Source organism: Microcystis sp. LE19-131.1A, assembly GCF_027532015.1.
Taxonomy (GTDB): Bacteria; Cyanobacteriota; Cyanobacteriia; order Cyanobacteriales; family Microcystaceae; genus Microcystis; species Microcystis ichthyoblabe_A.
On sequence record NZ_JAPZSS010000248.1, the window covers coordinates 1 to 3,079 of the forward strand.

Sequence of the window (3,079 nt, forward strand, 5' to 3'; positions counted from 1 at the left end):
AGATTTAGCTCGTTATTTACCCGATGGCAATATTGAATATTTAGGACGCATTGACAATCAGGTAAAAATTCGCGGTTTTCGCATTGAGTTAGGAGAAATTGAAGCGGTTCTGAGTCAATGTCCCGATGTGCAAAATACGGCAGTGATTGTCCGCGAAGATACTCCTGGCGATAAGCGCTTAGTTGCCTATGTGGTTCTTACTTCTGACTCCCAGATAACTACTAGCGAACTGCGTCAATTCTTGGCGAATCAATTACCCGCCTATCTCGTTCCCAATACCTTTGTTATTTTAGATGATTTGCCCCTAACCCCCAATGGTAAATGCGATCGCCGTTCCTTACCTATACCCGAAACGCAATCATTGTCAAATGATTATATTGCCCCTAAATCTCTCACCGAAGAAATCCTCGCTCAAATATGGGAGCAAATTCTCAAGGTAGAACGAGTCGGCAGAGAAGATAATTTCTTTGAGTTGGGAGGTCATTCCCTTTTAGCGACCCAGGTAATGTCTCGTCTGCGTGAAACTTTTCAAGTCGAATTACCTTTGCGGAGTCTTTTTACTGCTCCTAGCATTGCCGCATTAGCTCTAGAAATTGAGCAATCTCAACAGGTCATTTCTGCTCCTCCGATCCTAACCAGAACCGACAATATTAACTTACCGTTATCTTTTGCTCAACAACGTTTATGGTTCCTAGACCAATTGGAACCTAACAGTGCTTTCTATCACTTAGGTGGAGCTTTACGACTAGAAGGAGTCTTAAATCTTACGGCTTTAGAGCAAAGTTTAAAAGAAATTATTAATCGTCACGAAGCCTTACGCACGAATTTTATAACGATTGATGGTCAAGCTACTCAAATCATTCACCCAGTTAGTAACTGGAAATTATCTATTATTGATTGTCAGCATTTAACTAATACTGAATCCTTAGAAATTGCTGAAGCAGAAAAGCCCTTTAACCTGGCTCAAGATTGTTTGTTTCGTGCCACCTTATTTGTGCGATCGCCGTTAGAGTACCATCTAATCGTGACCATGCACCATATTGTTAGTGATGGCTGGTCAATTGGAGTCTTTTTTCAGGAATTAACCCGTCTTTATAATGCCTATAGTCAAGGTTTGCCCTCTCCCTTAACGCCTATTCAAATACAATATGCCGATTTTGCAATCTGGCAACGAAATTGGTTGCAAGGAGAAGTTCTAAACAACCAATTAAATTACTGGCGCAAACAATTAGCTAATGCCCCTGTTTTTTTACCTTTACCGACGGATAGACCTAGACCCGCCATCCAAACTTTTATCGGTTCTCATCAGGAATTTAGCCTTTCTCTGTCATTAAGCCAAAAATTGAATCAACTCAGTCAGAAGCAGGGAGTCACTCTATTTATGACGCTCTTGGCGGCTTTTGCTACGCTACTTTACCGTTATACGGGACAAACAGATATTTTAGTTGGCTCTCCTATTGCTAATCGTAATCGTAGAGAAATCGAGGGATTAATTGGCTTTTTTGTCAATACTTTAGTTCTGAGGTTAAATTTAGATCATGATCTAAGTTTTCAAGATTTGCTAAACCATGTTAGAGAAGTTTCTTTGACCGCCTATGCTCATCAAGATTTACCGTTTGAAATGTTAGTGGAAACACTACAACCTCAGCGTGATCTCAGTCATACTCCTTTATTTCAGGTAATGTTTGTTTTACAAAATGCACCGATCGCTGATTTAGAGCTTACGGGTTTAAAGGTTAGTCCTCTATCTACTGAAAACAGAACTGCTAAGTTTGATTTAACCTTATCAATGGAGAATCTAGAAGAAGGATTGGTAGGGGTTTGGGAATATAATACTGATTTATTTGATGACTCAACCATTGAGCGAATGAGTGGACATTTTGTCACTTTGTTAGAAGATATTGTTGCTGATCCGAAAAGGTCAGTTTTGCGATTGTCTTTATTAACGGAAGAGGAAAAACTGCAATTATTGATTACAAATCAGGGTGTTCAAGTTGATTATCCTCAAGAGCAGTGCATTCATCAATTATTTGAAGCGCAAGTTGAACGGACTCCCGATGCGATCGCCGTCGTCTTTGAGGAGCAATCATTAACCTACAGTGAATTAAATTGTCGCGCTAATCAGTTAGCCCATTACTTACAAACTTTAGGAGTTTGGCCAGAGGTCTTAGTCGGCATTTCGGTAGAACGTTCCTTAGAAATGATTGTCGGGTTATTAGGCATTCTCAAGGCGGGGGGAGCCTATGTACCTCTTGATCCTGACTATCCCCCTGAACGTCTTCAGTTTATGTTAGAAGACAGTCAAGTTCCTTTTTTGATTACCCAACGTTCTTTATTAGCAAAATTGCCTGCTTCTCAAGCGACTCTTATTTGTTTAGATCACATCCAAGAGCAGATTTCTCAATATTCTCAAGATAATCTTCAAAGTGAGTTAACTCCTTCCAATTTAGCTAACGTTATTTACACCTCTGGCTCTACGGGTAAACCTAAAGGGGTGATGGTTGAACATCGGGGCTTAGTTAACTTAGCGAGTTCTCAAATTCAATCTTTTGCAGTCAACCATAACAGTCATGTGCTGCAATTTGCTTCTTTTAGTTTTGATGCTTGTATTTCAGAGATTTTGATGACCTTTGGTTCGGGAGCGACTCTTTATCTTGCTCAAAAAGATGCTTTATTGCCAGGTCAACCTTTAATTAACAATTTACGAGAAAATTGGATTACCCATGTTACTTTACCCCCTTCAGCTTTAGCTGTTTTACCAAAAAAACCGTTACCCAACTTACAAACTTTAATTGTGGCGGGTGAGGCTTGTCCTCTGGATTTAGTCAAACAATGGTCAGTCGGTAGAAACTTTTTTAATGCCTATGGGCCAACGGAAGCGAGTGTTTGTGCCACGATTGGACAATGTTATCAAGATGATTTAAAGGTCACGATTGGCAAGGCGATCGCTAATGTCCAAATTTATATTTTGGATGCCTTTTTACAACCAGTACCCATCGGAGTACCAGGGGAATTATACATTGGTGGAGTCGGAGTTGCGAGGGGTTATCTAAATCGTCCTGAATTAACGGCGGAAAGA

The 3,079-nt window shown here is 40.2% G+C and carries 1 protein-coding gene; it reads left to right on the plus strand.

Features of this window, described 5'->3' with window-relative positions; translation table 11 throughout:
- The coding region (locus O9323_RS18045; RefSeq protein ID WP_288125520.1) for a non-ribosomal peptide synthetase at positions 1-3,079 on the plus strand (3,079 nt) is incomplete at both ends.